This window comes from Streptomyces sp. 8N114 (assembly GCF_052245835.1).
In the GTDB taxonomy this organism is placed as follows: Bacteria; Actinomycetota; Actinomycetes; order Streptomycetales; family Streptomycetaceae; genus Streptomyces.
Map to the genome: position 1 here is coordinate 1,008,887 of NZ_JBQQBT010000001.1, position 25,539 is coordinate 1,034,425.

The 25,539-nt window shown below is 69.0% G+C and carries 37 protein-coding genes; 4 read left to right on the forward strand and 33 right to left on the reverse strand.

Annotated features, from left to right (window positions below):
• Positions 1-8: 8 nt before the first annotated feature.
• Positions 9-1,193 (reverse strand): alanine racemase, encoded by a 1,185-nt coding sequence (gene alr / locus ACTWQF_RS04510; RefSeq protein ID WP_443277233.1) that lies wholly within the window; start codon positions 1,191-1,193, stop codon positions 9-11.
• A 78-nt stretch (positions 1,194-1,271) separates the two neighbouring features.
• Positions 1,272-1,829: a DinB family protein gene (locus ACTWQF_RS04515; RefSeq protein WP_443277235.1), complete on the reverse strand. Its 558-nt coding sequence runs from the start codon at positions 1,827-1,829 to the stop codon at positions 1,272-1,274.
• Between the two features lie 69 nt (positions 1,830-1,898).
• Between ACTWQF_RS04515 and ACTWQF_RS04520 the strand changes: the two genes are divergently transcribed.
• Together ACTWQF_RS04520 and ACTWQF_RS04525 are read left to right on the forward strand one after the other, a co-directional pair.
• Positions 1,899-2,426 carry a GNAT family N-acetyltransferase gene (locus ACTWQF_RS04520; RefSeq protein WP_443277237.1) on the forward strand — a complete coding sequence of 176 codons (528 nt, stop codon included), beginning with the start codon at positions 1,899-1,901 and terminating at the stop codon, positions 2,424-2,426.
• Positions 2,427-2,443: 17 nt separating this feature from the next.
• Entirely contained in the window at positions 2,444-2,719 is a 276-nt protein-coding gene (locus ACTWQF_RS04525) for a hypothetical protein (RefSeq protein WP_443277239.1), read from the forward strand.
• 38 nt (positions 2,720-2,757) lie between these two features.
• On the opposite strand, the gene ACTWQF_RS04530 is transcribed toward ACTWQF_RS04525, so the two are convergent.
• From ACTWQF_RS04530 to ACTWQF_RS04540, 3 genes are all read right to left on the reverse strand, one after another.
• Positions 2,758-4,245 carry an NAD(P)H-hydrate dehydratase gene (locus tag ACTWQF_RS04530; protein ID WP_443277240.1) on the reverse strand — a complete coding sequence of 496 codons (1,488 nt, stop codon included), beginning with the start codon at positions 4,243-4,245 and terminating at the stop codon, positions 2,758-2,760.
• Positions 4,246-4,481: 236 nt separating this feature from the next.
• Positions 4,482-4,850, reverse strand: a complete 369-nt coding sequence (locus ACTWQF_RS04535) for a holo-ACP synthase (RefSeq protein ID WP_443277242.1) — start codon at positions 4,848-4,850, stop codon at positions 4,482-4,484.
• Positions 4,851-4,955: 105 nt separating this feature from the next.
• On the reverse strand, positions 4,956-5,201 hold the full coding sequence (locus tag ACTWQF_RS04540) for a hypothetical protein (protein ID WP_443277244.1): 246 nt from the start codon (positions 5,199-5,201) through the stop codon (positions 4,956-4,958).
• Positions 5,202-5,369: 168 nt separating this feature from the next.
• Here ACTWQF_RS04540 and coaA point away from each other — a divergent pair, with 168 nt between their 5' ends.
• The gene (coaA, locus tag ACTWQF_RS04545) at positions 5,370-6,329 is read left to right on the forward strand and encodes a type I pantothenate kinase (RefSeq protein ID WP_443277246.1); all 960 of its coding nucleotides are present in this window, start codon (positions 5,370-5,372) and stop codon (positions 6,327-6,329) included.
• A 122-nt stretch (positions 6,330-6,451) separates the two neighbouring features.
• Here the strand turns inward: coaA and glmM are convergent, their stop codons facing one another.
• The 4 genes from glmM to ACTWQF_RS04565 form a co-directional block, all read right to left on the reverse strand.
• On the reverse strand, positions 6,452-7,840 hold the full coding sequence (gene glmM / locus ACTWQF_RS04550) for a phosphoglucosamine mutase (RefSeq protein WP_443277248.1): 1,389 nt from the start codon (positions 7,838-7,840) through the stop codon (positions 6,452-6,454).
• Between the two features lie 239 nt (positions 7,841-8,079).
• Positions 8,080-8,583: a 30S ribosomal protein S9 gene (gene rpsI / locus ACTWQF_RS04555; RefSeq protein WP_099883495.1), complete on the reverse strand. Its 504-nt coding sequence runs from the start codon at positions 8,581-8,583 to the stop codon at positions 8,080-8,082.
• Between the two features lie 42 nt (positions 8,584-8,625).
• Positions 8,626-9,069 carry a 50S ribosomal protein L13 gene (gene rplM, locus ACTWQF_RS04560; RefSeq protein WP_443277250.1) on the reverse strand — a complete coding sequence of 148 codons (444 nt, stop codon included), beginning with the start codon at positions 9,067-9,069 and terminating at the stop codon, positions 8,626-8,628.
• A gap of 219 nt (positions 9,070-9,288) precedes the next feature.
• A complete protein-coding gene (locus ACTWQF_RS04565) occupies positions 9,289-10,908 on the reverse strand; it encodes an ABC-F family ATP-binding cassette domain-containing protein (RefSeq protein WP_443277252.1) in 1,620 nt (539 codons plus the stop codon).
• A gap of 66 nt (positions 10,909-10,974) precedes the next feature.
• Here ACTWQF_RS04565 and ACTWQF_RS04570 point away from each other — a divergent pair, with 66 nt between their 5' ends.
• Entirely contained in the window at positions 10,975-11,865 is an 891-nt protein-coding gene (locus tag ACTWQF_RS04570) for a hypothetical protein (RefSeq protein WP_443277253.1), read from the forward strand.
• A gap of 3 nt (positions 11,866-11,868) precedes the next feature.
• Here ACTWQF_RS04570 and truA read toward each other — a convergent pair whose 3' ends face one another.
• The 24 genes from truA to rplP form a co-directional block, all read right to left on the reverse strand.
• Positions 11,869-12,717: a tRNA pseudouridine(38-40) synthase TruA gene (truA, locus tag ACTWQF_RS04575; RefSeq protein WP_443277254.1), complete on the reverse strand. Its 849-nt coding sequence runs from the start codon at positions 12,715-12,717 to the stop codon at positions 11,869-11,871.
• An 80-nt stretch (positions 12,718-12,797) separates the two neighbouring features.
• Positions 12,798-13,304, reverse strand: a complete 507-nt coding sequence (gene rplQ, locus ACTWQF_RS04580) for a 50S ribosomal protein L17 (RefSeq protein WP_443277256.1) — start codon at positions 13,302-13,304, stop codon at positions 12,798-12,800.
• 187 nt (positions 13,305-13,491) lie between these two features.
• Positions 13,492-14,514 carry a DNA-directed RNA polymerase subunit alpha gene (locus ACTWQF_RS04585; RefSeq protein WP_443244223.1) on the reverse strand — a complete coding sequence of 341 codons (1,023 nt, stop codon included), beginning with the start codon at positions 14,512-14,514 and terminating at the stop codon, positions 13,492-13,494.
• A gap of 155 nt (positions 14,515-14,669) precedes the next feature.
• The gene (gene rpsD, locus ACTWQF_RS04590; RefSeq protein ID WP_443277257.1) at positions 14,670-15,296 is read right to left on the reverse strand and encodes a 30S ribosomal protein S4; all 627 of its coding nucleotides are present in this window, start codon (positions 15,294-15,296) and stop codon (positions 14,670-14,672) included.
• Between the two features lie 25 nt (positions 15,297-15,321).
• Positions 15,322-15,726, reverse strand: coding sequence for a 30S ribosomal protein S11 (gene rpsK, locus ACTWQF_RS04595; RefSeq protein ID WP_016473404.1), 405 nt, complete (start codon positions 15,724-15,726; stop codon positions 15,322-15,324).
• 67 nt (positions 15,727-15,793) lie between these two features.
• Positions 15,794-16,174: a 30S ribosomal protein S13 gene (gene rpsM / locus ACTWQF_RS04600; protein ID WP_443244225.1), complete on the reverse strand. Its 381-nt coding sequence runs from the start codon at positions 16,172-16,174 to the stop codon at positions 15,794-15,796.
• Positions 16,175-16,378: 204 nt separating this feature from the next.
• Positions 16,379-16,492: a 50S ribosomal protein L36 gene (rpmJ, locus tag ACTWQF_RS04605; RefSeq protein WP_009740505.1), complete on the reverse strand. Its 114-nt coding sequence runs from the start codon at positions 16,490-16,492 to the stop codon at positions 16,379-16,381.
• A gap of 65 nt (positions 16,493-16,557) precedes the next feature.
• Positions 16,558-16,779 (reverse strand): translation initiation factor IF-1, encoded by a 222-nt coding sequence (infA, locus tag ACTWQF_RS04610; protein ID WP_003948620.1) that lies wholly within the window; start codon positions 16,777-16,779, stop codon positions 16,558-16,560.
• 176 nt (positions 16,780-16,955) lie between these two features.
• Positions 16,956-17,792, reverse strand: a complete 837-nt coding sequence (gene map / locus ACTWQF_RS04615) for a type I methionyl aminopeptidase (RefSeq protein WP_443277260.1) — start codon at positions 17,790-17,792, stop codon at positions 16,956-16,958.
• Between the two features lie 274 nt (positions 17,793-18,066).
• A complete protein-coding gene (locus tag ACTWQF_RS04620) occupies positions 18,067-18,717 on the reverse strand; it encodes an adenylate kinase (RefSeq protein WP_443277261.1) in 651 nt (216 codons plus the stop codon).
• Positions 18,717-20,030 carry a preprotein translocase subunit SecY gene (gene secY / locus ACTWQF_RS04625; RefSeq protein WP_443277263.1) on the reverse strand — a complete coding sequence of 438 codons (1,314 nt, stop codon included), beginning with the start codon at positions 20,028-20,030 and terminating at the stop codon, positions 18,717-18,719. Before secY ends, ACTWQF_RS04620 begins: the two co-directional genes overlap by 1 nt.
• A gap of 184 nt (positions 20,031-20,214) precedes the next feature.
• On the reverse strand, positions 20,215-20,670 hold the full coding sequence (gene rplO, locus ACTWQF_RS04630) for a 50S ribosomal protein L15 (RefSeq protein ID WP_443277264.1): 456 nt from the start codon (positions 20,668-20,670) through the stop codon (positions 20,215-20,217).
• A gap of 1 nt (position 20,671) precedes the next feature.
• Complete coding sequence (rpmD, locus tag ACTWQF_RS04635; RefSeq protein ID WP_433100616.1) at positions 20,672-20,854, reverse strand: 50S ribosomal protein L30; 183 nt, start codon at positions 20,852-20,854, stop codon at positions 20,672-20,674.
• Positions 20,854-21,456, reverse strand: coding sequence for a 30S ribosomal protein S5 (gene rpsE / locus ACTWQF_RS04640; RefSeq protein WP_016473411.1), 603 nt, complete (start codon positions 21,454-21,456; stop codon positions 20,854-20,856). The genes rpmD and rpsE overlap by 1 nt, the downstream gene beginning before the upstream one ends.
• A 44-nt stretch (positions 21,457-21,500) precedes the next feature.
• Positions 21,501-21,884, reverse strand: a complete 384-nt coding sequence (rplR, locus tag ACTWQF_RS04645; protein WP_443277266.1) for a 50S ribosomal protein L18 — start codon at positions 21,882-21,884, stop codon at positions 21,501-21,503.
• Positions 21,885-21,887: 3 nt separating this feature from the next.
• On the reverse strand, positions 21,888-22,427 hold the full coding sequence (gene rplF, locus ACTWQF_RS04650) for a 50S ribosomal protein L6 (protein WP_443277268.1): 540 nt from the start codon (positions 22,425-22,427) through the stop codon (positions 21,888-21,890).
• A gap of 23 nt (positions 22,428-22,450) precedes the next feature.
• Positions 22,451-22,849 (reverse strand): 30S ribosomal protein S8, encoded by a 399-nt coding sequence (gene rpsH, locus ACTWQF_RS04655; RefSeq protein ID WP_209239898.1) that lies wholly within the window; start codon positions 22,847-22,849, stop codon positions 22,451-22,453.
• Between the two features lie 215 nt (positions 22,850-23,064).
• The gene (locus tag ACTWQF_RS04660) at positions 23,065-23,250 is read right to left on the reverse strand and encodes a type Z 30S ribosomal protein S14 (protein ID WP_027738922.1); all 186 of its coding nucleotides are present in this window, start codon (positions 23,248-23,250) and stop codon (positions 23,065-23,067) included.
• A gap of 2 nt (positions 23,251-23,252) precedes the next feature.
• Positions 23,253-23,816, reverse strand: coding sequence for a 50S ribosomal protein L5 (rplE, locus tag ACTWQF_RS04665; protein ID WP_443244230.1), 564 nt, complete (start codon positions 23,814-23,816; stop codon positions 23,253-23,255).
• Complete coding sequence (gene rplX / locus ACTWQF_RS04670) at positions 23,816-24,139, reverse strand: 50S ribosomal protein L24 (RefSeq protein ID WP_443277269.1); 324 nt, start codon at positions 24,137-24,139, stop codon at positions 23,816-23,818. Before rplX ends, rplE begins: the two co-directional genes overlap by 1 nt.
• Before the next feature lie 2 nt (positions 24,140-24,141).
• A complete protein-coding gene (rplN, locus tag ACTWQF_RS04675; RefSeq protein ID WP_019354942.1) occupies positions 24,142-24,510 on the reverse strand; it encodes a 50S ribosomal protein L14 in 369 nt (122 codons plus the stop codon).
• Positions 24,511-24,609: 99 nt separating this feature from the next.
• The gene (gene rpsQ, locus ACTWQF_RS04680) at positions 24,610-24,894 is read right to left on the reverse strand and encodes a 30S ribosomal protein S17 (RefSeq protein ID WP_443277270.1); all 285 of its coding nucleotides are present in this window, start codon (positions 24,892-24,894) and stop codon (positions 24,610-24,612) included.
• Positions 24,894-25,118: a 50S ribosomal protein L29 gene (rpmC, locus tag ACTWQF_RS04685; RefSeq protein WP_016473420.1), complete on the reverse strand. Its 225-nt coding sequence runs from the start codon at positions 25,116-25,118 to the stop codon at positions 24,894-24,896. Before rpmC ends, rpsQ begins: the two co-directional genes overlap by 1 nt.
• Positions 25,118-25,537 carry a 50S ribosomal protein L16 gene (gene rplP, locus ACTWQF_RS04690; protein ID WP_019354945.1) on the reverse strand — a complete coding sequence of 140 codons (420 nt, stop codon included), beginning with the start codon at positions 25,535-25,537 and terminating at the stop codon, positions 25,118-25,120. The genes rpmC and rplP overlap by 1 nt, the downstream gene beginning before the upstream one ends.
• Between the last annotated feature and the right edge of the window lie 2 nt (positions 25,538-25,539).

Consider the following 25,539-nt stretch of genomic DNA (forward strand, 5'->3'; position numbering starts at 1 on the left):
CCGCCTGGTTACCGGTCGGCCTGCTCATTGGCGTATACCCGGGGGACCCGGGCGCTGATCCGGGTGACGATCTCGTAGGAGATGGTGCCTGCCGCGCGGGCCCAGTCCTCTGCGGTGGGTTCGCCCAGATCGCCGGGGCCGAAGAGGACGACACGGTCGCCCGCCGCCGCGTAGTCACCGCCGAGGTCGATGACGAACTGGTCCATGGCCACCCGGCCGGCCACCGTCCGCCACTTGCCCGCGACCAGCACAGGACCGGCGCCGGACGCATGCCGGGGAAGGCCGTCGCCGTAACCGACCGGCACCAGCCCGAGGGTCGTCTCCCCGGGGGTGGTGTAGGTGTGCCCGTAGCTGACTCCGTGGCCGCCGGGCACCCGCTTGACCAGCGCGAGCGAGGCGCTGAGCGTCATCGCCGGGCGCAGACCGAGGCTGTCCGCCGTGCCGACCTCAGAGGACGGGGAGAGGCCGTAGACGGAGACGCCGGGTCGTACGAGGTCGAAGTGGGACTCGGGCAGAGTGAGCGTCGCCGGCGAGTTCGCGTGGTGCCGCACCTCGGGGTCGAGCCCGGCCCGCTCGGCGACGGCGACGGCCTCCCGGAAGGCGTCGAGCTGGGCGGCATTGGCCGGGTGGCCCGGTTCGTCGGCGCAGGCGAAGTGCGACCAGATGCCGGTGACCTTCAGCGCGCCCTCCGCCTCCGCGGCGCGCGCGGCGGCCACCAGCTGCGGCCAGTCGGCGGGCTGGCAGCCGTTGCGGCCGAGACCGGTGTCGGCCTTCAGATGCACGCGCGCGGGGCGCCCGGTGGCGCGCGCTGCCGTCACGATCTCGTCCAGCGCCCATTTCCCGCTCGCCGAGACGTCGATGTCCCGCTCGATCGCCTCCCGCCACGGGCCGCCCGGCGTCCACAGCCAGCACAGGAGGCGGCCCCGGTCCCCGGCGTCCCGCAGCGCGATCGCCTCCTCGGGGGTGGCGGTGCCCAGCCAGCCGGCCCCCGCCTGCCGCGCCGCGCGGGCGCACGGCACGGCCCCGTGTCCGTACCCGTCCGACTTGACGACGGCCATCAGCTCGGCCCGTGGCGCATACCCGCGCAGCGTCCGTACGTTGTCCCGCAGAGCGCCGAGATCGATCTCGGCCCGCGCCCTGCCGAAGTCTTCGGCCTGGATGTCGCCGCCAGGGTGCTGGTACACGTCGTTCACCGGTTCAGTGTCGCAGGTGCCGGATCCGGTGCGGCCCCTCAAGGTGGCCCCTCGCGCTCTCAGGGCCCCCTCGCGCTCTCAGTGGCCCGTCGCCCCGTCTATGCGCTCGCGCAGCAGGTCGGCGTGACCGCAGTGCTGGGCATACTCCGCGATCATGTCGATCAGGACCCGGCGCAGTGAGACAGGGCGGCCCGTGCGGGCATGCGTCCCCGTCGCGTCCAGCTCCGCGGCGGCCACGATCTCGCGGGAGCGCTCGCACTCGGCGCGCCATACGGCCAGCGCCTCGGCCGGGTCACCGTCCAGCGCGTCGAAGTCCTGGTCGGGATCGTCGTCCGAGTAGTACAGCAGCGGCAGTTCCTCCCCCGCGAACTGGATGCGGAACCACCAGCGCTCCACCCCCGCCAGATGCCGCAGCAGCCCGTGCAGGCTCATACCGGAAGGCGGGACCGAACGCTCCGAGAGCGCTTCGGGCGGCACTCCTGTGCACTTGAGCAGCAGCGTCTCGCGGTACCGGTCGAGATAGCGGGTCAGCAGTTCGCGCTCGTCCCCCACCAGGGGCAGCGGCTCCCGGGTGTCGTCCGCCCACTGGGGGGCGAGGGCGATCGGTACGCCGCCGCCGGTCTGTTCTTCAGCCATGCGAGGAGTGTGACACCGGCCACTGACAGCGCCAGGAAAACCGGTTGCCCGCGCTCGGACAATGGCGCTGTGACCTGGACCATCAAACCCGAGCCCGTGACAGCCCCGGACTCTGTCGCCACCATCCGCGCCTATCTGGACGAGATCGTCGGCCGCTACTACGAGCGCCCCGCGACCGAGCAGGAGATCGACGCCGCGCTGGTCGCGGAGCCGGATGACGAACTCGTCCCGCCCAAGGGCGCGTTCCTGCTGGCCCGCACCCGCGCCGACGGCGCCGTCGCCGGTTGCACCGCCGTCCTCATGGTGGCGGAGACGACCGCCGAGATACGCCGCGTCTGGGTGGCCCCGCACGCCCGCAACGGCGGCCTCGGCGGACTGCTGATCCGCACCGCCGAGTGCGCCGCGCTCGACATGGGCGCGACGTCCGTGCGGCTGGACACCCGGCGCGATCTGGTGGAGGCCAAGCGGCTGTACGCACGGCACGGGTACGAGGAGATCGCACCGTTCAACGACTCGCCCTACGCCGATCACTGGTTCGGCAAGCCGCTGCGCCCGGTGCTCGCCCCCCTCCAGGAGCGGAAGCCCGTGAGCGAGTAGGCGTCGGTGCGGGCTTCGTGACCGTCGGGTTCGGCGACTGGGCGGCCACCCGCGACACCGTCCGGCAGTACCGGGACAGCGGCTGCCAGGGTCCGGTGACGGTGCGCGCCATGAACGTACGGGAGGACACGCCCGAGCCGGAACGCACCTTCCTCGAAGCGGCGCCGGTCGAGGCCGACCGCGCCCGTGCGCTGGGTATCGACGAGATCCACTGGGACCTCAACCTGGCCGGCGTCGCCCCGGAGGCCCAACTGGCCGCGTACGAGAAGCTGCTGGACCGGCGGCGGGGGTGAAGGGAGGGCTCACGCCCCGATCTCAGGCCCCCCGAGACTCACGCGCCCCGGAGCACGTCCTGCCATGCCGTGGCCAGCGCCGCAGCGACGTCCGTCGCGGCGGGCGGGTCGGTGGCGAGGCGGCCGGCGAAGCCGTGCAGATAGGCGGCGGCCGAGGCCGCGTCGCGCGCGGACAGGCCCGCCGCCAGCAGCCCGCCCGCCAGCCCGGTCAGTACGTCGCCGCTGCCCGCCGTGGCCAGCCATCCGGTCCCGGTGGCGTTCACCCGTACGGGGGAAGACGGGGAGCCGGCCCGTGGCGGCTCGGCGACCAGCGTCGTGGAGCCCTTGAGCAGCACGGTGGCCCCGGTCTGCTCCGCCAGCCGCCGTACCGCCGCCAGCCGCCCGGACTCAACCTCCTCGCGTGCCACCCCGAGCAGCGCCGCGGCCTCACCGGCGTGCGGGGTCAGCAGGGTGGGCGCTGTCCGGGTGCGTACGGCGTCCATCTCCATCAGCCGCAGCCCGTCCGCGTCCACGAGTACCGGCACGTCGGAGTCCAGCACCTCGTCGACGGCATGCCGCGCCGCCGGTTCGTCGCCCAGGCCCGGACCGACGGCCCACGCCTGGACCCGGCCGGCGTGCCCGGGCGGGCCCTCGGAGACGAGCGTCTCCGGGTAGCGACCGACGACCGCCTCCGCGCCGGGCCCCACATAGCGCACGGCGCCCGCGCCGCTGCGCAGCGCGCCGGAGACGGCCAGCACCGCGGCCCCCGGATAGCGCCCGGAGCCCGCGACGACTCCGACGACGCCGCGCCGGTACTTGTCGCTCTCCGCCTGCGGCCTCGGCAGCAGCCGGGCCACGTCGGCGTGCTGGAGGGCCTCCACCTCAGGGGTCCCGGGCAGATACGGGCCGAGACCGATGTCGACCAGCCGGACGGCACCCGCGTACTCCCGGGCCGGGTCGATCAGCAGCCCCGGCTTGTACGCGCCGAAGGTGACCGTCGCCTGCGCCGCCAGCGCCGGACCCGGGACCTCGCCCGTATCGGCGTCCACCCCGCTGGGCAGGTCCACGGCGACGACCGGCACTCCGGCCTCCCGCACCAGGTCGGCCAACTCCACGGCCGCGGGCCGCAGTCCGCCCTTGCCGCCGATCCCGACGATGCCGTCCACCACGAGGTCGGCGCCCGCGATGACGTCGCCGACCGGCTCCGCGACGCCCTCCACCACGGCGCCCGGCGCCACCCGCACCCGTCCCCCGGCGGCCCGCAGCGCGGCCAGCCCGCCCTCGTGCACACGTTCGGGCGCCAGCAGCACGGCGGTCACCCCGGCGCCGCGGCGCGCCAGCCGGGCGCCTGCGTACAGCGCGTCCCCACCGTTGTCGCCGCTGCCGACGAGGAGCACCACCCGCGCCCCGTACGTCCGTCCCAGCAGCCGTCCGCACGCCGCCGCCAGCCCCGCCGCAGCCTGCCGCATCAGCGCGCCCTCGGGCAGCCGTGCCATCAGCGCCTGCTCGGCGGCACGCACGGTCTCCACGCCGTAACCAGTCCTCATGCCCCCAGTGTGGCGTCCGCCTCATCCTGTCGCGCCCCGGGGATGCGCCCCGAAGGGGCGCGGGGCTGTGCTCATATGCGGCTCCGCCGCGATGGGGGTCCCCCTGTTCTGGGGGCACCTCCCGGCCGAAGGCTGGGGGAGAAGCCGAGAACTTGGGGGAGCGACAAGCCACAACCCACCCGCAGCCTGCGAACGACAGGCAGGGGCTCCCCTGATCAGAACAACGACGCCCTCAATCAGCTCTCCGCGACGACCACAGCCGAGGCGACCCCCGCGTCATGCGAGAGGGAGACATGCCACCCGCGTACCCCCAACTCCGCGGCGCGCTCCGCAACGGTGCCGCGTACCCGCAGATACGGCTGGCCCGAGTCGGCGGTACACACCTCCGCGTCGGTCCAGCGCAGCCCGCTGGGCGCGCCCAGCGCCTTGGCCAGCGCCTCCTTCGCGGCGAACCGGGCCGCGAGCGACGCGATCCCGCGCCGCTCCCCGCTGGGCAACCACAGCTCCCGGTCGACGAAGACCCGGTCCGCCATGCCAGGCGTACGCGCCAGGGAGGTGGCGAAGCGGTCGATCTCCGCGACGTCGATCCCCACCCCGATGATCATGGCTGTCTCACTTCCGCACACCTCGTCCGCCGTCTCGTCGTCGGCACGTCACCGACGAGGTGAGAGTACGCGGAACGTCAGCGCAGGGATCCGGCTCCCGCCGGATCACTCACCCTGCGCCATCCGCTCTATGGCCTCCTGCATCAGCTCCAGGTACTCCGACTCCTCGCACCGCGGCTTGCTGCCCATCACGTACAGCTCCAGCGAGTCGGTCAGATCCTCGGTCAGATCCTCGTCCGGGAGCCCGTCGGCCAGATCGCTGTAGATGTGACCCGCGTGGCCCGCCAACGGGTCGGCCCGGAAGGTGCGCCGGATGCGGGGGCGACGTATGCGACTAAGGGGGTACGACATGGGCGGAACATAGCCCCAATCGGCACACCACGTACACCTTTTGTTCGCAGATTGTCCGACCGGTCGACAAAGGGGCACCATCAGGCCAGCTCACCGCCCCGTCCCGGGTTACCGGGGGTCAGCCGCCCCGGAGGTGAGCGCCCCGCGCCGCCCGCGCAGAATGGCACCGTGTCCACGAAGCCCTACGTCGATCTCGGCCGCTCGGAGTGGAGCGCCCTGCGCGACCGCACCCCGCTCCCCCTGACCGCCGCCGAGGTCGAGGCGCTGCGCGGGCTCGGCGACGTCATCGACCTCGACGAGGTGCGGGACATCTACCTGCCGCTCTCCCGGCTGCTCAACCTGTACGTCGGAGCCACCCACGAGTTGCGCAGGACGCTCAACACCTTCCTCGACGATCCGAGCCGCCCGGGCCGCCCCGCCCCGCAGCGCGGCATCCCGTTCGTGATCGGCGTCGCGGGCAGCGTCGCCGTCGGCAAGTCCACGGTCTCCCGGCTGCTCCAGGCGCTGCTCGCCCGCTGGCCGGAACACCCTCGTGTGGAGCGCGTGACCACGGACGGTTTCCTGCTGCCCAAGGCCGAGCTGGAGCGGCGCGGCCTGATGTCCCGCAAGGGCTTCCCCGAGTCGTACGACCGCCGCGCGCTGACCCGTTTCGTCGCCGACATCAAGGCGGGCAAACCGGAGGTGACGGCCCCGGTCTACTCACACCTGGTCTACGACATCGTCCCGGGCGAGCGGCTGACCGTGCACCGGCCGGACATCCTCATCGTCGAGGGCCTCAACGTCCTCCAGCCCGCGCTGCCCGGCAAGGACGGCCGCACCCGGCTGGCCGTCGCCGACTACTTCGACTTCTCCGTCTACGTGGACGCCCGTACCGCCGACATCGAGCGCTGGTACCTGGAGCGGTTCCGCAAGCTGCGCGAGACCGCGTTCCAGGACCCGCGCTCGTACTTCCACCGCTTCACATCGGTCTCCGAGGAAGAAGCCCTCGACTACGCCCGCAACACCTGGCGCACCATCAACGAGCCCAACCTCCGCCAGAACATTGCCCCCACCCGTGGCCGAGCCACTCTCCAACTCCACAAGGGCCCCGACCACAAGGTGCAGCGGCTGTCGCTCAGGAAGCTGTAACCACTCTCACCCCTTGGTGCCCGCCCACCACGCGCACCCCCGCCCAGCGGCGGGCGCCACCCAGCGCCGCGCCACCGAGAGGCGGGCGCCACCCATCGGCGGCGCCCCCATCCGCGGCGGCGTCACCCCAGCGCGCGCTTCACCACATCCGCGAGCCGCCCCGCAACCGCCCGCGCATGCTCGATGTCTGCGGCCTCCACCATGACCCGCACCAGCGGCTCCGTCCCGGAGGGCCGCAGCAGCACGCGCCCGGTCTCCCCCAGCTCCCGTTCCGCCTCCGCGACGGCGGAAACCAGCTCGGGCGCGGTCCCCACCCGCGACCTGTCCACGTCCGGCACGTTCACCAGCACCTGCGGCAGCCGCTCCATCACCCCGGCCAGCTCCCCCAGCGGCTTACCCGTCGCGGCGACCCGCGCGGCCAGCATCAGACCGGTCAAGGTCCCGTCGCCCGTGGTGGCGTGGTCGAGGACGATCACATGCCCGGACTGCTCGCCACCGAGCGAGAATCCGCCGCGCTTCATCTCCTCCAGCACATAGCGGTCCCCGACCGCGGTCTGCACCAAGCCGATGCCTGCCCGCTCCATCGCGAGCGTGAAGCCGAGATTGGACATCACCGTCGCGACGACGGTGTCCTTGCGCAGCTTCCCGGCCTCCTTCATGGCGAGCGCGAGGACGGCGAGGATCTGGTCGCCGTCGACCTCGCGGCCGTCCGCGTCGACGGCCAGGCACCGGTCGGCGTCGCCGTCGTGCGCGACGCCGAGATCCGCACCGTGCCGTACGACGGCGTCCCGCAGCCCGTCGATATGGGTGGAGCCGCAGTCGTCGTTGATGTTGAGGCCGTCGGGGTCGGTACCGATGGTGATGACATCGGCACCCGCCCGTGCGAACGCCTCGGGCGAGACACGGGCCGCTGCGCCGTGTGCCCCGTCGATGACGATCTTCAGCCCGTCGAGCCGGTTCGGCAGAACGCCGACCAGGTGGGCGACGTAGTTGTCGAAGCCCTCGTCGTAGTCCCTGACCCGGCCGACCCCGGCCCCGGTGGGCCGTGCCCACGGCTCACCGGCGGTGTGCTCGCGGTGGAGGGCCTCGATACGGTCCTCCAGCTCGTCGGCGAGTTTGTGGCCGCCGCGCGCGAAGAACTTGATGCCGTTGTCGGGCATCGGGTTGTGGCTGGCAGACAGCATCACGCCCAGGTCGGCACCGAGGGAGCCGGTCAGATAGGCGACGGCGGGCGTCGGCAGCACCCCGACCCGCAGCACGTCGACCCCCGCGCTGGCCAGCCCGGCCACGACAGCGGCCTCCAGGAACTCGCCGGAGGCCCGCGGATCCCGCCCGACGACGGCGACCGGCCGTGAGCCGCCGGGAGCGCTCGCCTCCGCCTCCGCGTCCGCTCCCGCCTTCGCCTCGGTCAGCACGTGTGCCGCCGCGACCGACAGACCGAGCGCCAGCTCGGCCGTCAGCCCCTCGTTGGCGACACCACGTACACCGTCGGTACCGAAGAGTCGTGCCACAGTCGTTCCTCCGAGTTCTGGGGGCGTTCTCCGGGCATTCACCGGGCGGGCCTGGGAAAGCCCGGCACACCAGGTATACGCCCCGTTGTCAGCGTGACGGCATGTGCGCCGCCGTCACAAGACCGGGTGTCGGGCCGGACGCCGCAGGCGGGCCCGAACGACCGATGCCCCGCCGGCACCGAGGTGAGGTGCCGACGGGGCATCCGGACTGCAGTCTTTCCGCTCCAGCGAGCGCCAGGTCAGCGCTTGCTGTACTGCGTGCCCTTACGGGCCTTCTTCAGACCGGCCTTCTTGCGCTCGACCGCACGGGCGTCACGCGTAAGGAAACCGGCCTTCTTGAGCGGGCCGCGGTTGTTGTCCACGTCCGCCTCGTTCAGCGCGCGGGCCACGCCGAGGCGCAGGGCGCCGGCCTGACCCGAGATGCCGCCGCCGGAGATACGGGCGACCACGTCGTAGCGGTCGTCCAGCTCCAGGACCTTGAACGGCTCGTTGACTTCCTGCTGGTGCACCTTGTTCGGGAAGTAACCCTCGAGGGTGCGACCGTTGATCTTCCACTGACCGGAGCCCGGGATGATCCGGACGCGGGCGATGGCGTTCTTACGGCGACCGGTGCCGGCGGCCGGCTGCGGGTCACCGAAACGGGAGGCGAGGGACTCGGAGGTGTACTCCTCCGGGGCCTCGGGGGTCTCGGTCGTGTACTCCTCGACACCCTCGACGGGGGTCTCAGCGGTGGTCTCGGCCACGATTCTCCTCAGCTTCTCTTCAGTCGTAGGGGGTGGCCGGACTTACTGCGCGACCTGGCTGATCTCGAACGGCACGGGCTGCTGAGCACCGTGAGGGTGCTGGTCGCCCGAGTAGACCTTCAGCTTCGAGAGCATCTGACGGCCCAGGGAGTTCTTGGGGAGCATGCCCTTGACGGCCTTCTCCACGGCCTTCTCCGGGTTCTTCTCCAGCAGCTCGTCGTAGCGGACGGACCGCAGACCACCCGGGTAGCCGGAGTGGCGGTACGCCATCTTCTGGGTCCGCTTGTTGCCCGAGAGGTGCACCTTGTCGGCGTTGATGATGACGACGAAGTCACCGGTGTCGACGTGAGGCGCGTACACAGGCTTGTGCTTACCCCGCAGGAGAATGGCGGCCTGGGAGGCCAGACGGCCGAGGACGACGTCCTGGGCGTCGATGACGTGCCACTGGCGCTGAATGTCGCCAGGCTTGGGGCTGTACGTACGCACGGTCGTAGCCTTCGCTTCTTCAGTGATTGGGTCCTGACAGGGCCAACCAGGCAGATCACGACAGGCAAGATCGCATGCGGTGACGCATCCGCATGCTGATCGCTGGTCATCGACCGGTAGGCCGGTGTAGTAGCCCCCCACGTGAGAACAGGCAAGCCAATACACACAACGAACCGGCAGGATACCGACACTCCCCCGCAAGGGTCAAAACAACCTCCCTCACCGAGCCCGCGCCACCCGCCCCTCACCCCACACCGGCTCCGCAACCTCCCGCACCCGGCCGTCCGCGCCGAAGACGAGAAACCGATCAAAGGAACGGGCAAACCAGCGATCATGCGTCACCGCCAGCACCGTCCCCTCGTACACCTCCAGCCCCTCCTGCAACGCCTCCGCGGACTCCAGGTCCAAGTTGTCCGTCGGCTCGTCCAGCAACAGCGCCGTCGCCCCGGCCAGCTCCAGCAGCAGAATCTGGAAGCGGGCCTGCTGGCCGCCGGACAGGCGGTCGAAGGGGAGCTGGGCCTGCCGGGTCAGCTCGTAGCGCCGTAGGGCGGACATCGCGGCGCCGCGGTCGTGGGCGTGCTCCTTCCAGAGGATGTCCAGGAGGGTGCGGCCCTCCAGTTCGGGGTGGGCATGGGTCTGGGCGAAGTGGCCCGGGACGACGCGGGCACCCAGCTTCCAGCCACCCGTATGAGTGACCTCACCGCCCGCCAGCAGCCGCAGGAAGTGCGACTTGCCCGACCCGTTGGAGCCCAGCACCGCGACCCGCTCCCCGTAGAAGACCTCCAGGTCGAAGGGGCGCATCAGCCCCGTCAGCTCCAGCCCCTCGCAGGTGATCGCGCGTACCCCCGTACGGCCGCCGCGCAGCCGCATCCGGATGTCCTGCTCGCGCGGCGGCTCCAGCGGCGGGCCCGCCTCCTCGAACTTCTGCAGCCGGGTGCGGGCCGCCTGCAAACGGGAGGCCATATCGGAGTTGAAGGCGGCCTTCTGCTTGTACATGGCGACCAGCCGCTTGAGCTTCGCGTGCTCCTCGTCCCAGCGCCGCCGCAGCTCCTCGAACCGCGCGAACCGTTCCTTACGCGCCTCGTGGTACGTCGCGAAACCGCCCCCGTGCACCCATACGTCGCTGCCCGCTGCCCCCGGCTCCACGCTGACGATCCGGTCGGCGGCACGGGCCAGCAGCTCGCGGTCGTGCGAGATGAACAGCACCGTCTTGTTCGTCTCGCGCAGCCGCTCCTCCAGCCACCGCTTGCCGGGGACGTCCAGATAGTTGTCCGGCTCGTCCAGCAGCAGCACCTCGTCGGTGCCGCGCAGCAGCGACTCCAGTACGAGCCGCTTCTGCTCGCCACCCGAAAGAGTGCGCACCTGCCGCCACTGCGCCTTCTCGTACGGGATGCCCAGCGCGGCGACCGTGCACATGTCCCACAGCGTCTCCGCCTCGTACCCGCGTGCCTCCGCCCAGTCGGCGAGCGCCTGCGCGTACTGCATCTGCGCGGCCTCGTCGTCGACGGTCATGACCGCGTACTCCGCGTCGTCGACCGCCCGCGCCGCCGCCCGGATCCGCGGGTGCGCCACCGAGACCAGCAGGTCCCGCACCGTGCTCTCGTCCCGGACGCTCCCCACGAACTGCGGCATCACCCCCAGCCCGCCGCTGACCGTCACCGTCCCGGCGTCCGGTTTCAGCTCCCCCGCGATCAGCCGCAGCAGCGTCGTCTTGCCCGCCCCGTTCGCCCCCACCAGCGCCACCGAGGCGCCCTCGCCCACCCGCAGCGACGCGTCGTCGAAGAGCGCTCTTCCGTCGGGCAGGTAGAACTCCAGATGCGCGACTTCGACATGTCCCATGCCCGCAATCGTCACGTTCCGACGACGCCTGAGCCAAGCGAATATCGGGCGCAATAAGATGCGCTCATGAGCTTTGGGCAGGGGGGACCCGGGTGGGGTTCCCAAGGCGGACCCGACTGGAACTCCGGCGGGAATCCTGGGGGCTGGCCCCCCGGGGACCCCGGGGGGCCGGCACCCGACTGGGCAGCACTCGCGGAGCAGGCCGAACGCAGCCGTGCCCGGCGTCGACGCTGGCTGATGGCGGGCGGCGGGGCACTGGCCACCGCCGCCATCGCAGGCATCGTCGCGGTGGCTGTCGTCAACGAGGACAGCTCGCAAGGTGCTTCCGACAAACCCTCGGACTCCTTGCCCCCCGCCAAGGAGGTGTCGCCCACGGACGACCCGCCGAAGCCCACCTTCAAGGACGAGCCGCCGCCCCCGCCGCCGCCCCGGGACTTCATCTCGGACGCCAAGCGGGACAAGGCGCCGCTCAGCGCGAAGACGCTGTACCCCACCAAGCGCGTCACCATCAACAGCCACCCCTACAAGCTGGCCAAGACCGGTACGAGCAAGAACTGCGCAGACGCCGCCCATGCGGGCCTGGGCCCGGTGCTGACCCGTAACAACTGCACCGCTGTCTACCGCGCCACCTACACCCACAACGGCCTCGCCGTCACCGTGGGCATCGCCGTCTTCAAGGACGCCAAGACCGCCGAGAAGGTCAAGAAGGAGTACCAGCCCAACCTGGTCGCCCTCCCCGGCGGCGGCGTCCCCGACTTCTGCCGCACCGTCACCTGCCGCACCACGGCCAACTCCCTCGGCCGCTACGCCTACTTCACCATCGCCGGCCGCACCAACGGCCAACCCTCGGACGCAAGCGACAAGAAAGCCCAGCAGGCCGCTCTGGACGGCTCCAACTACGCCTATGCCCGCGTACTCAAACGCGGCAAGGACCAGTCCGCGGCAGCTGCCAAGTAGGAGTCAGCAGCAGCCGGAAGCCGCACCGCTGCCCGGCAGCACCGGCAACGTCCGCTTGTTGCGGGAGGCCAGATTGCGGGCCTCCAACTCGTGGTCCGCCGGGTAGGCGACCTCTTCCAGAGTGAGGCCGTGGGGGCGTACGACGTGGACGGCCGAATCCCGGACGCCCGCGGCCAGCACCTTCGCCGGCCACTCCGGTGGCCGGTGGCCGTCGCCCACGAAGAGCATGGCGCCCACCAGGGAGCGGACCATGTTGTGGCAAAACGCGTCCGCCTGCACAGTCGCCTCCAGTACGCCGTCCGGGCGGCGCACCCACTCCAGCCGCTGGAGCCTGCGGATCGTCGTCGCACCCTCGCGCTTCTTGCAGTACGCGGCGAAGTCGTGCTCGCCCAGCAGCCCCCGCGCCGCCTCGTTCATCGCATCGACGTCCAGCGCCCAGTTGTGCCACAGCACATGGCCGCGCAGCAGCGGATCGACGCCGCCGGGGTGGTCGGTGACGCGGTACGCGTAACGACGCCAGACCGCCGAGAAGCGCGCGTCGAAGTGCGCGGGTGCCTCGGAAAGGCGCCATACCCGTACGTCCATCGGGAGCCGCCCCGCCAGCCGCCGCAGCAGGTGCTCGCCGTGCTCGGCCCACACCTGAGCCGGCAGGTCCACATGGGCGACCTGCCCCCGTGCGTGCACCCCCGCGTCGGTACGCCCCGCAACGGTCAGCTCCGGCGTCTCCTCCCGCCGCAGCACCACCCGCAGCGCGTCCTCGATCTCGCCCTGGACCGTCCGCTGCCCGCGCTGCCGCGCCCACCCGGAAAACTCCCGGCCGTCATAGGCCAGGTCCAACCGAATCCGCACCACGGCGACATCCTCCACTCGAACGGAACGGGTCCGCTCCCCTCAGGGAACGGACCCGCTCACATGCACTCCGACGTCAGACGTCAGGCTTCCTTGGACTCGCCCTCGGCGTCCTCGGCGGACTCCTCGGCCGACTCCTTCTTCAGCTCGGCGGCAGCCTCGTCACCAGCGGCGTCCTTCGCGGAACGCTTGGTCGCGGCCTCGGCCTCGCCGACCGCCTGCTGCTGCACCGTCAGCGGCTCCACCAGCTCGATGACCGCCATCGGGGCGTTGTCGCCACGACGCGGGCCGATCTTGGTGATGCGGGTGTAGCCACCGGGACGGTTCTCGTACCGGGGACCGATCTCGGTGAAGAGCGTGTGGACGACGCTCTTGTCCAGGATCGTGCGCATGACCTGGCGGCGGTTGTGAAGGTCGCCCTTCTTCGCCTTGGTGATCAGACGCTCGGCGACCGGACGCAGGCGGCGGGCCTTCGCCTCGGTCGTCGTGATGCGGCCGTGCTCGAACAGCGCGGTCGCCAGGTTGCCCAGCATCGCCTTCTGGTGCGCGGCGCTGCCGCCCAGACGGGGACCCTTGGTGGGCTTCGGCATGGTGTCTCTCCTTCGTTGTCACTGCACCGGCCGTATCAGGCACCGGCGGCAGTCCCGGCCGTATCAGGTACCGGTATGTGACCCGCGCCCTCGCGGCGCGGGGGTGCGCCCCGTCAGGGGCGCGGGGAACTGCGCGCCCAGCCGAAGCCGGGCCCGCAGTCACAACACAACCTTCAGACCCGAGCTCTCAGTACTGCTCGGTCTCGACGAAGCCCGCATCAGCGTCGTCGTCCGCCCCAAAGGCGTCCGCCGCAGCGGTCGGGTCGAATCCGGGCGGGCTGTCCTTGAGGGCCAGGCCCATGCCGGCCAGCTTCGCCTTGACCTCGTCGATGGACTTCGCACCGAAGTTGCGGATGTCCAGCAGGTCCGCCTCGGAGCGGGCCACCAACTCGCCCACCGAGTGGATGCCCTCGCGCTTGAGGCAGTTGTAGGAGCGGACCGTCAGCTCCAGCTCCTCGATCGGCAGCGCCAGGTCGGCCGCGAGCGCGGCGTCCGTCGGCGACGGGCCCATGTCGATGCCCTCGGCGTCGACGTTGAGCTCGCGTGCCAGGCCGAACAGCTCGACCAGCGTCTTGCCCGCGGACGCCATGGCGTCACGGGGCCGCATGGCCTGCTTGGTCTCGACGTCGACGATCAGCTTGTCGAAGTCGGTGCGCTGCTCGACACGGGTCGCCTCGACCTTGTAGGTGACCTTGAGAACCGGCGAGTAGATGGAGTCGACCGGGACCCGGCCGATCTCCTGGCCCACCTGCTTGTTCTGCACGGCGGAGACGTAGCCGCGACCGCGCTCGACGGTCAGCTCCATCTCCAGCTTGCCCTTGCCGTTCAGGGTGGCGAGGACCAGGTCCGGGTTGTGCACCTCGACACCGGCCGGCGGCGCGATGTCCGCGGCGGTGACCAGGCCCGGGCCCTGCTTGCGCAGGTACATCACGACCGGCTCGTCGTGCTCCGAGGAGACGACGAGGGACTTGATGTTGAGGATCAGGTCGGTGACGTCCTCCTTGACGCCCGGCACGGTCGAGAACTCGTGCAGGACACCGTCGATCCGGATGCTGGTCACAGCAGCGCCGGGGATCGAGGAGAGGAGCGTACGACGCAGAGAGTTACCGAGGGTGTAGCCGAACCCCGGCTCCAGCGGTTCGATCACGAACCGGGAGCGGAACTCGTCGACGACCTCTTCGGTCAGGGAAGGGCGCTGAGCGATCAGCATGAGATGTGTTCCTCCAGTCTTCGGCAACCGCTATTTGATGCCGGTACTGCAAGGGTACGGGCGGCCCGGCCGAAACACAGCCGAGACCGCCCCGCACCCCTTACCAGAGCCGCCCCGAATTACTTCGAGTACAGCTCGACGATCAACTGCCTCGGTTACTTCGAGTACAGCTCGACGATCAGCTGCTCCTGCACCTGGGTGTCGATCACCTGGCGCTCGGGCATCGAGTGGACGAGGATCCGCATCTTCGACGGGATGGCCTCCAGCCACGCCGGAACGGTCTTCTCGCCGGCCTCCGCAGCCGCCACCTGGAAGGGGGTCAGGTTACGGGAGGACTCGCGGACCTCGATGATGTCGTTGACGGACACCCGCGCCGAAGGGATGTCGGTCTTGCGACCGTTCAGCGCGATGTGGCCGTGCTTGACCAGCTGACGTGCGTGGTCACGGGACTTGGCGAAGCCAGCCCGGTACACGACGTTGTCCAGACGGGTCTCCAGAATGCGCAGCAGGTTTTCACCCGTCTTGCCCTGCTGGCGGTTGGCCTCATTGAAGTACCCGCGGAACTGCTTCTCCAGCACGCCGTAGATACGGGCGGCCTTCTGCTTCTCACGCTTCTGCAGCAGGTACTCGGAGTCCTTGGTGCGCCCGCGCCCGTGCTCACCCGGGGGGTAAGGACGGATCTCGATCGGGCACTTCGCGCTCTCGCACTTAGCTCCCTTGAGGAAGAGCTTCTGCTTCTCCCGACGGCAACGCTTGCAGTCGGCCCCGGTGTAACGCGCCATGTTTGGTGATCTCCTACTTCAGTTCTCAGACCCGGCGACGCTTCGGCGGGCGGCAGCCGTTGTGCGGGGTGGGGGTGACGTCCTGGATGGAGCCGACCTCGAGGCCGGTGGCCTGGAGGGAGCGGATCGCGGTCTCACGGCCGGAGCCGGGACCCTTGACGAAGACGTCCACCTTCCGCATGCCGTGCTCCTGCGCGCGGCGCGCCGCGTTCTCGGCGGCCATCTGCGCGGCGAACGGCGTCGACTTCCGCGAGCCCTTGAAGCCGACGTGGCCGGCGGAGGCCCAGGAGATCACATTGCCGGTGGGGTCAGTGATCGAAACGATGGTGTTGTTGAACGTGCTCTTGATGTGAGCGTGCCCGTGGGCGACGTTCTTCTTCTCCTTGCGGCGCACCTTCTTGGCGCCGGCCGTACGGCCCTTCGGAGGCATATAGAGATAACTCCCGTGAGGTGGTCGGTCCTACTACGCGGACCGCTTGCAGCGTGTCCGGTGTGGACTACTTCTTGCCCGGCTTCTTCTTGCCGGCGATGGCGCGACGCGGGCCCTTACGGGTGCGGGCGTTGGTCTTGGTGCGCTGGCCGTGGACCGGGAGACCGCGCCGGTGGCGCAGACCCTCGTAGCAGCCGATCTCCACCTTGCGGCGGATGTCGGCCTGAATCTCACGGCGGAGGTCACCCTCTACCCGAAGGTTGTTGTCCACGTACTCGCGGAGCTTGACCAGCTCTTCCTCGCCCAGTTCCCGCACGCGGGTGTCCGGGTTGACCCCGGTCTCGCGCAGGGTCTGCTGGGCAAGGGTGCGGCCGATGCCGAAGACGTAGGTGAGGGCAACCTCGACGCGCTTCTCGCGCGGGAGGTCGACGCCAGCGAGGCGTGCCATGGATGTGGCTCCTGATGATTCCGTCGGAGGTCTGAAGCAGTGCCGCTCCCATCACCTGTGGGGGTGCCCCCCTGCTCGAAGAGCTTGGGGAAGGGTCCCCGGCCTCCGACCGGGGGTGTCGACACCGTCAGCGGTGTCGGGCCCTGCTTATGCAACTGTTGCTCGCGTCGCGCGAAGGAACTGCGAAAGGCAGGTCGTCGTACGTCAGCCCTGGCGCTGCTTGTGGCGCAGGTTCTCGCAAATGACCATGACCCGGCCGTGGCGGCGGATCACCTTGCACTTGTCGCAGATCTTCTTGACGCTCGGCTTGACCTTCATGGTGTGAGGTTCTCCGGGTCTGGCCATCTCCCCACGGGAGCGGGAAGCCGGCACGATCTGTCGATCTACTTGTAGCGGTAGACGATCCGTCCGCGCGTCAGGTCGTAAGGAGAGAGCTCCACCACGACCCGGTCGTCGGGAAGGATACGGATGTAATGCATCCGCATCTTGCCGCTGATATGCGCGAGGACCTGGTGCCCGTTCTGGAGCTCAACCTTGAACATCGCGTTCGGGAGAGACTCGACGACGGTGCCCTCGATCTCGATGGCCCCTTGTTTTTTGGCCATGCTTGAGCGCTTCACCTTCCGGGATCGGCTACCTGGGAGGCCCGAGGCATACGGGTACACCTGGGCCGACGAGCCAGTCTACGACACCGCTCCCGAATAGACGAATCGGGGAGTCTCCCCGCCCCGCGACGGGGTTAATCCGCCGAACCCGGATCGAAGCCGGAAGGGAGAGGAATTCAGCCCAGCGGGTCCGGGGCTGCCTCGATACCGAGCTCCGCGAGCTTCGCGCGGCCACCGTCACGCGCGGTCAGCACCAACGGCCCCTGCTCGGTCAGCGCGACGGAGTGCTCCCAGTGCGACGACCAGGTGCCGTCGTTCGTCTTGACCGTCCAGTCATCCGACAGAACGTGGGTACGAGGCGTGCCCAGGCTCACCATCGGCTCGATGGCCAGGCACATCCCCGGCACCAGCTTCGGCCCCTTGCCCCGCCGCCGCTCGACGTAGTTCAGCAGGTGGGGGTCCATGTGCATCTGGGAGCCGATCCCGTGGCCGCCGTAGTCCTCGATGATCCCGTACTTACCGCCCGCCGGGCGCGGCTGCCGCCGGATGTAGCTCTCGATGGCCTTGGAGATGTCGACCAGCCGGTTGCCCTTGCGCATGGCGGCGATCCCGGCCCACATCGACTCCTGAGTCACCCGGCTGAGCTCGTGCAGCTCCGCGGAGTGGCCCTCGCCCACGAAGACGGTCAGTGCGGCGTCCCCGTGCCAGCCGTCGATGATCGCTCCGGCGTCGATGGACAGCAGGTCACCGGCCTTGAGGACGGTTTCCTTGCTGGGGATGCCGTGGACGACGACATCGTTCACCGAGGTGCAGATGTTGCCGGGGAAGCCGCCGTAGCCGAGGAAGTTCGGCTTCGCCCCATGGTCGGCCAGTACCTTCGCGGCGACCTCGTCCAGATCCTTGGTCGTCGCGCCCGGCACCGCGGCCTCGGCGCATGCCTCGTGCATGGCGGCGACGACCAGCCCTGCCTCGCGCATCTTCGCGATCTGCTCCGGGGTCTTGATCTCGACCATGCCGACGTCCGCCTCTCCGCTGGCCGCTCGGGCCTCGCCACTTACTGAGTACTCCAACCCAGTCTGCCAGCCCCTGCGGGGCGCTTTGACCGTGAGGTCCAGCCCTCCCGGGACACGCCCCCGGCCCGGGCCCCCTCCGGTTTGCCCGGGCAGCGATGTGGGGCCGGGCGTCAGCCCGGCCCCACATCAAAAACTTGGAACGGCCGCGACGGCGCGCAACCACCGCGCCACAGGGTCCGGCCGCATCACAAAGCGCCCGAGCCCCTACGTTCGACTACTCCGAGGAGAGCGCCTGCATGGCGCGCTCCGTCACCTCGCTGACCGCACCCAGCGCGGAGATCGTGGTCACGAGCCCCTGCGCCTTGTAGTGGTCGATGATCGGCTCGGTTTCACTGTGGTAGACCTCGAGCCGCTTGCGCACGGTCTCCTCGCGGTCGTCCTCGCGCTGGTAGAGCTCGCCGCCACACACGTCGCAGACGCCCGCGGACTTGGCCGGGCTGTACTCGACGTGGAAGACATGGCTGCTGTCGTTGCGGCAGATGCGCCGTCCGGCGATCCGCTTGACGACCTCGTCCTCGGGGACCTCCAGGTCCAGCACCGCGTCCAGCTTCTGGCCGGTCTCGTCCAGATAGCCGTCCAGCGCCTGGGCCTGGGCGATGTTCCGCGGGAAGCCGTCGAGCATGAATCCGGCCGCGGCGTCCGGCTCCTCCATCCGGCTCCTGGCCATCCCGATGGTGACCTCGTCGGGTACCAGCTGGCCGGCCCGCATGTACTCCTGCGCCTTCTGCCCGAGCGGGGTGCCCTGGCTGATGTTGGCGCGGAAGAGGTCGCCGGTGGCGATGTGGGGAATCGCGAGGTTCTTGGCGAGGAACGCCGCCTGTGTTCCCTTGCCCGCACCAGGGGGCCCGACGAGGACGATACGCATCAGCGGAGGAACCCTTCGTAATGGCGCTGCTGAAGCTGGCTCTCGATCTGCTTCACGGTTTCGAGACCGACGCCCACGATGATCAGGATGCTCGTTCCGCCGAACGGGAAGTTCTGATTGGCGTTGAACAAGATCAGCGCGACGGTCGGCACCAGTGCGATCAGGCCCAGGTACAGAGAGCCGGGCCACGTGATGCGGTTCAGCACGTAGCTCAGGTACTCCGCGGTGGGACGACCAGCCCGGATACCCGGGATGAAGCCACCATACTTCTTCATGTTGTCGGCAACTTCTTCGGGGTTGAAGGAGATAGCCACGTAGAAGAAGGCGAAGAAGACAATCAGCAGGAAGTAGGTCGCAATGTAAAGGGGGTGATCACCCTTCACGAAGTGGGCCTGAATCCACTGCGCCCAGCCCGCCTGGGAGCCGCTGAACTGAACGATCAGGGCGGGAATGTAGAGCAGCGACGAGGCGAAGATGACGGGAATCACACCGGCCTGATTGACCTTGAGCGGAATGTAGGTCGAGGTTCCGCCGTAACTCCGTCGGCCGATCATCCGCTTCGCGTACTGCACCGGAATACGGCGCTGCGCCTGCTCGACGAAGACCACGAGGGCGACCATCGCCAGACCGCAGAGGATGACGGCACCGAACTCGATCCAGCCGTCCGCCAGCTTGCCCTGCTTCTTGATGGCCCACAGGGCGCCGGGGAAACCGGCCGCGATGGAGACGAACATCAGGATCGACATGCCGTTGCCGATTCCGCGGTCGGTGATCAGCTCACCCAGCCACATGATCAGGCCGCAGCCGGCCGTCATCGTGATGACCATCACGACAGTGGTGAAGATCGACTGGTCGGGGATGATCTGGGTGCCGACGCTGCAGCTCTGGAACAGACTGCCGCTGCGTGCGGTGGCAACCAGGCCGGTGGCCTGGAGGATGGCGAGGGCGACGGTCAGATAACGCGTGTACTGCGTGATCTTCCCCTGTCCGGCCTGCCCTTCCTTCTTCAGCGCCTCCAGCCGCGGAATGACCACGACCAGCAGCTGCAGGATGATGCTCGCCGTGATGTACGGCATGATCCCGAGCGCGAAGATGGTGATCTGCAGCAGCGCGCCACCACTGAACATGTTGACCAGGCCGAACAGGCCCTGCGCGCCCTTGGCCTCGTCCATACACGCTTGGACGTTCTCATAGCTGACGCCCGGCACGGGAACGTGCGCTCCGATTCGGAAGAGCACCATGATGCCGAGCGTGAAGAGCAGCTTCTTGCGCAGGTCGGGCGTCTGGAACGCCCGGGCGAACGCGGTGAGCACGGTGCCTCCTGCGCCCCCCGCGATCTACTGGCGCGAGAGGTGACGGTCTTGAGGATCGACAGTTATCAACGTGGTGCCACCTTACCGGCCGGTGCACCACCGAGAAACGACCAGCTGTGCAAACGACCAACCGGGGATGTCCCGTTGGGACATCCCCGGCCTGTCGTTCACCTGGTCAACGAACTCAGAGGAGTTCAGTGACGGTGCCGCCGGCAGCGGTGATTTTCTCCTTGGCGGAGCCGGAGACCTTGTCGACGGTCACCGTCAGCGCCACCGAGATGTCGCCATCGCCGAGCACCTTGACCAGCTCGTTCTTGCGCACAGCGCCCTTGGCGACCAGGTCGGCCACCGTGACCTCGCCACCCTCGGGGTAGAGCGCGGCCAGCTTCTCCAGGTTCACCACCTGGAACTGCTTGTGGGCGGGGTTGTTGAAGCCCTTGAGCTTGGGCAGCCGCATGTGCAGCGGCATCTGCCCACCCTCGAAGCGCTCCGGAACCTGGTACCGGGCCTTGGTGCCCTTGGTGCCACGACCCGCGGTCTTGCCCTTGGACGCCTCACCACGACCCACGCGGGTCTTGGCGGTCTTGGCACCCGGGGCAGGACGGAGGTTGTGGACCTTCAGCGGGTTGTCGTCCGCCATCTCAGTCGACCTCCTCGACCGTCACGAGGTGGCGCACGGTGTGCACCTGACCGCGCACGACGGCGCTGTCCTCGCGGACGGCCACATCGTTGACGCGCTTGAGACCGAGGGTCCGCAGCGTGTCACGGTGGTTCTGCTTGGTCCCGATAACGGAACGGGTCTGCGTGATCTTCAGGCGAGCCATTACGCGCTCACCCCTGCACGCGCCCGCAGCAGAGCGGCGGGTGCCACGTCCTCGAGCGGCAGACCACGACGGGCCGCGATCTCCTCCGGGCGCTGAAGCCCGCGGAGCGCCGCCACCGTGGCGTGCACGATGTTGATCGGGTTCGACGAGCCCAGCGACTTGCTGAGCACGTCGTGGATGCCCGCGCACTCCAGCACGGCACGCACCGGGCCACCGGCGATCACACCGGTACCGGGCGAGGCCGGCTTGAGCAGCACGACGCCCGCTGCCTCCTCACCCTGGATCGGGTGCGGAATGGTGCCCTGGATACGCGGGACCTTGAAGAAGTGCTTCTTGGCCTCCTCAACGCCCTTGGCGATGGCGGCCGGCACCTCCTTGGCCTTGCCGTATCCGACACCCACGGTGCCGTCACCGTCGCCCACCACGACCAGCGCGGTGAAGCTGAAGCGACGACCACCCTTCACAACCTTGGCGACGCGGTTGATCGCGACAACGCGCTCAACGTACGCGGTCTTCTCGGCGGCAGCGCCGCCGTCCCGGCCCTTACGGTCCCGCCGCTCGCCGCCACCGGCGCCGCCACCGCGGCGCTGGGGTCCAGCCATTGGAATTACCTCTCTCTTTGTCCGCTAGCTCACGGAACCGGGGCTCAGAACTTGAGCCCGGCCTCGCGGGCGGCGTCAGCCAGAGCGGCAATCCGCCCTGCGTACCTGTTGCCGCCGCGGTCGAACACGACGGCCTCGATGCCCGCGGCCTTGGCGCGCTCGGCGACCAGTGCGCCGACCTGCTTGGCCTGCGCGCTCTTGTCACCCTCACCACCGCGGACCGAGCCGTCCAGGTGCGACGCCGAGGCCAGCGTGTGGCCCGCGATGTCGTCGATCACCTGAGCGGTGATACCACGGTTGGTGCGCGTCACCACAAGGCGGGGGCGCTCAGGGGTTCCCGAGACCTTCTTGCGGATGCGAATGTGACGACGCTTGGCAGCGGCACGCTTGTAGGCGTCGCCCTTGGCGATCTTCACGCCGTATGCCATGGCTTACTTACCAGCCTTTCCGACCTTGCGGCGGATGACCTCGCCCGCGTACTTCACGCCCTTGGCCTTGTAGGGGTCGGGCTTCCGCAGCTTGCGGATCTTCGCGGCGACCTCGCCGACCCGCTGCTTGTCGATGCCCTCGACCGTGAACTTGGTCGGGGACTCGACCTTGAAGGAGATCCCGTCGGGGGCCTCCACCAGGATCGGGTGGCTGTAGCCCAGCGAGAACTCCAGGTTGGAGCCCTTGGCCTGGACGCGGTAGCCGACGCCACTGATCTCGAGGTCCTTGGTGAACCCCTGGGTCACGCCAGTGATCATGTTCGCCACCAGCGTGCGGGACAGACCGTGCAGGGCCCTGTTCCGGCTCTCGTCGTTCGGACGGGTGACGACGAGCGCGCCGTCCTCGCCCTTGGCGATCTCGATGGGCGCGGCAACGGTGTGCGAGAGGGAGCCCTTCGGGCCCTTCACCGCGACCGTCTGGCCATCGATGGTGACGTCCACACCGGCGGGAACCTGGATGGGGAGCTTGCCGATACGCGACATTGCTTTACCTCCGTTCCCTTCCGTTACCAGACGTAGGCGAGGACTTCCCCACCCACGCCCTTCTTCTGTGCCTGCTTGTCGGTCAGCAGACCGTGCGACGTGGAGATGATCGCCACGCCCAGGCCGCCGAGCACCTTCGGCAGGTTGGTGGACTTTGCGTAGACCCGCAGACCCGGCTTCGAGATCCGCTTGATGCCGGCGATCGAGCGCTCGCGGTTCGGGCCGAACTTCAGCTCGAGAACGAGGTTCTTGCCGACCTTGGCGTCCTCGGTCTTCCAGCCGGTGATGTAGCCCTCCTGCTGGAGGATCTCCGCGATGTGCGACTTGATCTTGCTGTGCGGCATCTCCACGGTGTCGTGGTACGCCGAGTTCGCGTTACGCAGACGCGTCAGCATGTCTGCGATGGGATCGGTCATGGTCATGTGATGGCCTTCGGCCTCTCTCGCCGGGGTTTCCCTGTATGCGTCGTCCTTCTCCCCGTCCGCCGGCCTTGCGGCCGACGACGGGACGGGTGCGTCGCGGGGGACCTACGGCGTAGTAAGCGACTTTTCAGCTTACCGAGAGTCCCGATGAATCCCCAAAATCCTGCCGCCCGAAGGGCGCCCATCAGGGGCGGTGGTCGGGCTGGCGGGTGGGATTACCAGGAGCTCTTGGTCACGCCCGGCAGCTCGCCACGGTGCGCCATCTGGCGAAGGCACACGCGGCACAGGCCGAACTTGCGGTAGACGGAGTGCGGACGGCCGCAGCGCTGGCAGCGCGTGTAGGCGCGCACCGAGAACTTCGGCTTGCGACTGGCCTTCGAGATCAGAGCCTTCTTCGCCATGATCAGTTCTCCTTGAACGGGAAGCCGAGGTGACGAAGCAGGGCACGACCCTCGTCGTCGTTGGTCGCCGTGGTGACCACGGTGATGTCCATGCCCCGGACCCGGTCGATCTTGTCCTGGTCGATCTCGTGGAACATGGCCTGCTCCGTGAGACCGAAGGTGTAGTTGCCCCTGCCGTCGAACTGCTTGGGCGACAGACCGCGGAAGTCGCGGATGCGCGGCAGTGCGAGGGACAGCAGGCGGTCCAGGAACTCCCACATCCGGTCGCCGCGCAGCGTCACGTGGGCGCCGATCGGCTGCCCCTCACGCAGCTTGAACTGCGCGATGGACTTGCGGGCCTTGGTGACGGCGGGCTTCTGGCCGGTGATCGTGGCGAGGTCCTTGATGGCACCCTCGATCAGCTTGGAGTCGCGGGCGGCGTCGCCCACACCCATGTTGACCACGATCTTGGTCAGACCGGGGATCCGCATGACGTTGTCGTAGGAGAACTCGTCCTGCAGCTTGCCCTGGATCTCGGCGCGGTAGCGCTGCTTGAGGCGCGGGGCCTCAGTGGTGGTGGCAGTCATCAGATGTCCTCACCGGTCCGCTTGGCAACGCGGATCTTGTTGCCTTCGTCGTCGAAGCGGTACCCGACGCGGGTCACGACCTTCTTGCCGTCCTTCTCCACGACCAGCTGAACGTTGCTGATGTGGATCGGGGCCTCGGTGGTCACGATGCCGCCGGTCTTCGAACCGCGGGCCGTCTGACCGGCCTTGGTGTGCTTCTTGACCCGGTTGACACCCTCGACCAGGACCCGGTCCTCGCGCGGGTAGGCCACGATGACCTTGCCCTGCTTGCCCTTGTCCTTGCCGGTGATGACCTGAACCAGGTCGCCCTTCTTGATCTTCATGGTCACAGCACCTCCGGCGCGAGCGAGATGATCTTCATGAACTTCTTCTCGCGCAGCTCCCGGCCCACCGGACCGAAGATGCGGGTGCCGCGAGGGTCGCCGTCGTTCTTGAGAATGACGGCGGCGTTCTCGTCGAACCGGATGTACGAGCCGTCCGGGCGGCGGCGCTCCTTGACGGTGCGCACGATGACGGCCTTGACGATGTCGCCCTTCTTCACGTTCCCGCCGGGGATCGCGTCCTTGACGGTAGCGACGACGACGTCACCGATGCCCGCGTAGCGCCGGCCCGAGCCGCCGAGCACACGGATGGTGAGAATCTCCTTCGCACCCGTGTTGTCGGCGACGCGAAGCCGGGACTCCTGCTGGATCACGTCTATCTCCTGTATGTCTGCCGGTTCCCGGCAGGGATCTCACGATCCCTGCCGAGCCTGGCGGAACGAACCTTTGGGCCCAGGACGGGCTCAAAGGAGTTACTTGGCCTTCTCGAGGATCTCGACGATGCGCCAGCGCTTGGTGGCGGACAGCGGCCGGGTCTCCATCAGGAGGACGCGGTCGCCGACACCGGCAGCGTTCTGCTCGTCGTGCGCCTTGAGCTTGTTGGTACGGCGGATGACCTTGCCGTACAGCGCGTGCGTAACGCGGTCCTCGACGGCGACGACGACGGTCTTGTCCATCTTGTCGCTGACGACAAGACCCTGCCGGGTCTTGCGGAAGCCGCGCTCCTGCTTTGTCTCAGTCACATTCGTCTCGCTCATCAGGCGCTCTCCACCGTCTCGATGCCCAGCTCGCGCTCACGCATCAGGGTGTAGATCCGGGCGATGTCCTTGCGGACGGCCTTGAGCCGGCCGTGGTTCTCGAGCTGTCCCGTCGCCGCCTGGAAGCGGAGGTTGAACAGCTCTTCCTTGGCTTCGCGGAGCTTGGAGACAAGCTCCTCGTCGCCCAGCTCGCGCAGCTCGGACGCCTTGGTTCCGGCCGCCATCACGCGTCACCTGCCTCGCGCCGCACGATGCGGCACTTCATCGGAAGCTTGTGAGCAGCGCGGGTGAGCGCCTCACGAGCAATCTTCTCGTTCGGGTAGGACAGCTCGAACATCACGCGCCCCGGCTTGACGTTCGCGATCCACCACTCCGGCGAACCCTTACCGGAACCCATGCGGGTCTCGGCGGGCTTCTTGGTCAGCGGACGGTCCGGGTAGATGTTGATCCACACCTTGCCGCCACGCTTGATGTGACGAGTCATGGAGATACGAGCGGCCTCGATCTGCCGGTTCGTCACGTAGGCACCGGTCACAGCCTGGATGCCGTACTCACCGAACGCGACCTCGGTACCGCCCTTGGCCATACCCGTGCGCTTCGGGTGGTGCTGCTTGCGGTGCTTGACCCTGCGCGGGATCAGCATGG